General features: G+C 42.2%; 3 protein-coding genes. All 3 read left to right on the forward strand.

Going from position 1 to position 3,832, the window contains the following annotated elements; translation table 11 throughout:
- The first annotated feature begins 217 nt into the window (after positions 1 to 217).
- The 3 genes from LD028_RS01985 to nikC all read left to right on the forward strand — a co-directional run bounded on the left by LD028_RS01985 (position 218) and on the right by nikC (position 3,800).
- Positions 218 to 1,822, forward strand: coding sequence for an ABC transporter substrate-binding protein (locus LD028_RS01985; RefSeq protein ID WP_006322058.1), 1,605 nt, complete (start codon positions 218 to 220; stop codon positions 1,820 to 1,822).
- 65 nt (positions 1,823 to 1,887) lie between these two features.
- Positions 1,888 to 2,892 (forward strand): ABC transporter permease, encoded by a 1,005-nt coding sequence (locus LD028_RS01990; protein ID WP_006322059.1) that lies wholly within the window; start codon positions 1,888 to 1,890, stop codon positions 2,890 to 2,892.
- Between the two features lie 14 nt (positions 2,893 to 2,906).
- On the forward strand, positions 2,907 to 3,800 hold the full coding sequence (nikC, locus tag LD028_RS01995; protein WP_006322061.1) for a nickel transporter permease: 894 nt from the start codon (positions 2,907 to 2,909) through the stop codon (positions 3,798 to 3,800).
- The last annotated feature ends 32 nt before the right edge of the window (positions 3,801 to 3,832 follow it).

Consider the following 3,832-nt stretch of genomic DNA (forward strand, 5'->3'; position numbering starts at 1 on the left):
TTTCATATGCTTTTCTGTTCTTTTTCAATTCTGACTTGGAGAAAGGACGGTACATACTTCTACCTCTCCTTCTTCATAGTTTTCCTTTAACATATTAACAAAAGAAAAACGATTTTGTCCTTGACAAAATCGTTTTTCAACAGTCTGTCGCTTGCCATCTTTATACATAAAGATGGCAAGCGATGAAATATATATTATTTACTAAGGGGGAAAAGAAATGAAGAAAAAATGGTTACTCACCATGCTTACGTTTCTTCTTGTAGCAGCGACTGCGCTTGCAGGTTGCGGCAAGTCGGAACAAACAGGTGGAGAGAAGACAGAAGAAACGAACAAGCCGACAACGCTCGTTTATGGGCGTGGCGGAGACTCCGTTGGATTAGACCCAGCGACAGTGACAGACGGTGAATCGTTTAAAGTCACGAAAAACATTTTTGACACATTGCTCGATTACAATGATGGCGACACGTCGATCCAACCGGCATTAGCGGAAAAATGGGAAGTTTCCCCAGATGGACTTACGTATACGTTTACGCTTCGTAAAGGCGTGAAGTTCCACGACGGAACAGATTTTAACGCAGAAGCGGTTGTATTTAACTTTGAACGTTGGGCAAACGGAAATGCGGATACGTTCCCATACTACGGCTCTATGTTTGGTGGATACAAAAACGATGAAGGGCATGTCATTAAAGAAGTAAAAGCGTTAGATGAACATACTGTGCAGTTTGTTTTAAAACGTCCGCAAGCACCATTCTTAAAAAACCTTGCGATGGTACCGTTTGCGATTGCTAGTCCTGAAGCCGTAAAAAAATATGGCGATAAATTTGGTGAAAATCCTGTTGGAACGGGACCGTTCGTCTTTAAAGAGTGGAAACGCAATGAGCGCATCGTGCTTGAGAAAAATAAAGAATATTGGTTAGAAGGACATCCAAAACTTGATAAATTAATTTTCGTGTCTATCCCAGATAACTCTGCTCGTTTGAATGCGTTATTAAAAGGCGAGATTGATATTATGGAAGATTTGAATCCTTCTGATTTAGCTCAAGTAGAAGGAAATAAAGATTTCCAAGTGTTTAAACGTCCTTCGATGAACGTTGGTTATGTCGGATTAACGGTTACACGTGGTCCGTTAGGCAATAAACTCGTTCGTCAAGCGTTGAATCATGCGGTCGATAAACAGGCGATCATTGATGCGTTTTATGCAGGTCAAGCACAACCTGCGAAAAACCCATTGCCACCAAGCATTCCTGGCTATAATGATGCGATTCAAGATTATCCGTATGATTTAGAAAAAGCAAAACAATTGCTTGCAGAAGCTGGTTATCCAAACGGATTTGAAATGGAATTATGGGCGATGCCTGTTCCACGTCCGTACATGCCAGATGGACAAAAAGTAGCTGAAGCGTTGCAAGCAAGCTTTGCGAAAATTGGGGTAAAAGCAAAAATCGTCACGTATGAATGGGCAACATACTTAGATAAAGTAGCAAAAGGAGAAGCAGATGCGTTCTTGCTCGGTTGGACAGGTGATAACGGTGACGCTGACAACTTCTTGTATGCGCTACTTGATAAAGATAGCATTGGAAGCAACAACTACACGTACTATGCAAACGATGAGTTGCACAACATTTTAATCGAAGCGCAAACAGTTAGCGATGAAAACAAACGAAATGAATTGTACAAAAAAGCGCAAGAAATTATTAAAGAAGACGCACCATGGATTCCGCTCGTACACTCAACACCGTTATTAGCAGGTAAAGCAAACGTTGAAGGATTTAATCCGCATCCGACAGGAACGGATAAATTTACAAAAGTACAGTTTAAATAATCGTTGTGTTGAGGGAGGGGAGGGAATCCTCTCCCTTTCCATCATGTGAGAAAGGAGTGAGACGTATGTTTTCATATACGATCAAACGCTTGTTAACGGTCATTCCTGTGTTGCTTGGTATGTCGCTCGTTGTATTTTTTATGATTCGTGCTATTCCAGGTAACCCAGCTCAAGTCATTTTAGGACAAAAGGCGACGAAAGAAGCTGTTGAAGCATTAACGCATAAACTCGGATTAGATCAACCGTGGTATGTTCAATATATTAAATATCTCGGTGGATTATTAAAAGGGGATTTAGGGGAATCGCTGCGTACGGGGGTTGCGGTCTCGCAAGAAATTTGGCCATATTTAGCAGCGACATTAGAATTATCGCTTGCAGCAATGTTCATCGCTGTTGTGATCGGTGTCAATGCAGGTATTATTAGTGCATGGTTTCAAAATTCTTGGTTTGACTATGTAGCGATGGTGTTAGCGTTAGTTGGCGTTTCGATGCCGATTTTTTGGCTTGGGTTGATGGAACAATGGATTTTTGCAATTAACTTAGATTGGTTTCCAACATCTGGACGTGAAGATGTTCGTAATCCGATTGAACCGATTACCCACTTATATGTCATTGATACGTTAATGCAAGGACATACAGATCAGTTTGTTCAAACGTTGCAACATTTAGTGCTTCCGAGCGTCGCTTTAGCAACGATCCCAATGGCGATTATTGCTCGCATGACTCGCTCAAGCATGCTTGAGGTGATGAAGTCCGATTATATTCGCACAGCACGTGCGAAAGGATTAAGTATGTTTTGGGTAGTGTACAAGCATTCGTTAAAAAATGCGATCATCCCTGTGTTGACGGTGATTGGCTTGCAAATGGGGTTGTTGCTTGGCGGTGCGATTTTAACCGAAACGATTTTTAGCTGGCCGGGAATTGGTCGCTATATTTATGAAGCGATCGGCTATCGTGATTACCCTGTCATTCAATCTGGTATTTTGATTGTGGCGATGATTTTTATTTTCATTAATTTAATTGTGGATTTGTTATATGCAGCGATCGATCCGCGCATTAAATATAACTAAAGGAGGGAAGCGAATTGGCTGAGCTTGCACGAAACGAAGCAAATATTGTACAACAAGAAGAACAAGCGACATCGTTATGGAAAGAAGGATGGATTCGCTTTCGGAAAAATAAAATGGCTCTCGTCGGAAGCGGCATTGTACTATTTTTCATTTTGCTTGCTGTTTTTGCCCCATTAATTGCTCCGTACGAGATGAACGATCAACAACTTTCGATGCGTTTACAAGCTCCATCGAAAGACCATATATTTGGGACAGACGATTTCGGGAGAGATATTTTTTCTCGCGTCGTTTATGGAGCACGCATTTCGCTATGGGTCGGATTTTTTTCAGTATTAGGTTCGGTAGTCATCGGTTCTTTACTTGGAATTATCGCAGGGTATTATGGGCGTTGGATCGACGCCGTCATTTCGCGCATATTTGACATTATGCTGGCGTTTCCAAGTATTTTGTTAGCAATCGGCATCGTTGCCGTTTTAGGACCGTCGTTGAAAAATGCACTTATTGCGATTGCAGTCATTAACATTCCAAACTTCGGTCGTCTCATTCGTTCGCGTGTATTAAGCATTAAGCAGGAGGAGTATATTACAGCAGCAAAAGCAATCGGGATGAGTGATGCACGCATTTTATTTCATCACATTTTACCAAACAGCATGGCGCCGATTATTGTGCAAGGCACGCTTGCGATTGCGACGGCAATCATTGAAGCAGCAGCGCTTGGGTTTCTCGGATTAGGAGCTCAGCCGCCGAACCCGGAATGGGGGAAAATGCTAGCCGATTCAAAAGCGTATTTAACACAGGCGCCTTGGACGATGATTTTTCCAGGGCTGGCAATCATGCTAACGGTGTTAGGATTTAACTTAATGGGAGATGGATTGCGCGATGCATTGGATCCGCGCATGAAGAGCTAAAAAGATGTCCCGAGACACAGCCGGGACATCTT

It is taken from the genome of Anoxybacillus sp. LAT27 (assembly GCF_022030075.1).
In the GTDB taxonomy this organism is placed as follows: domain Bacteria; phylum Bacillota; class Bacilli; order Bacillales; family Anoxybacillaceae; genus Anoxybacillus; species Anoxybacillus kestanbolensis.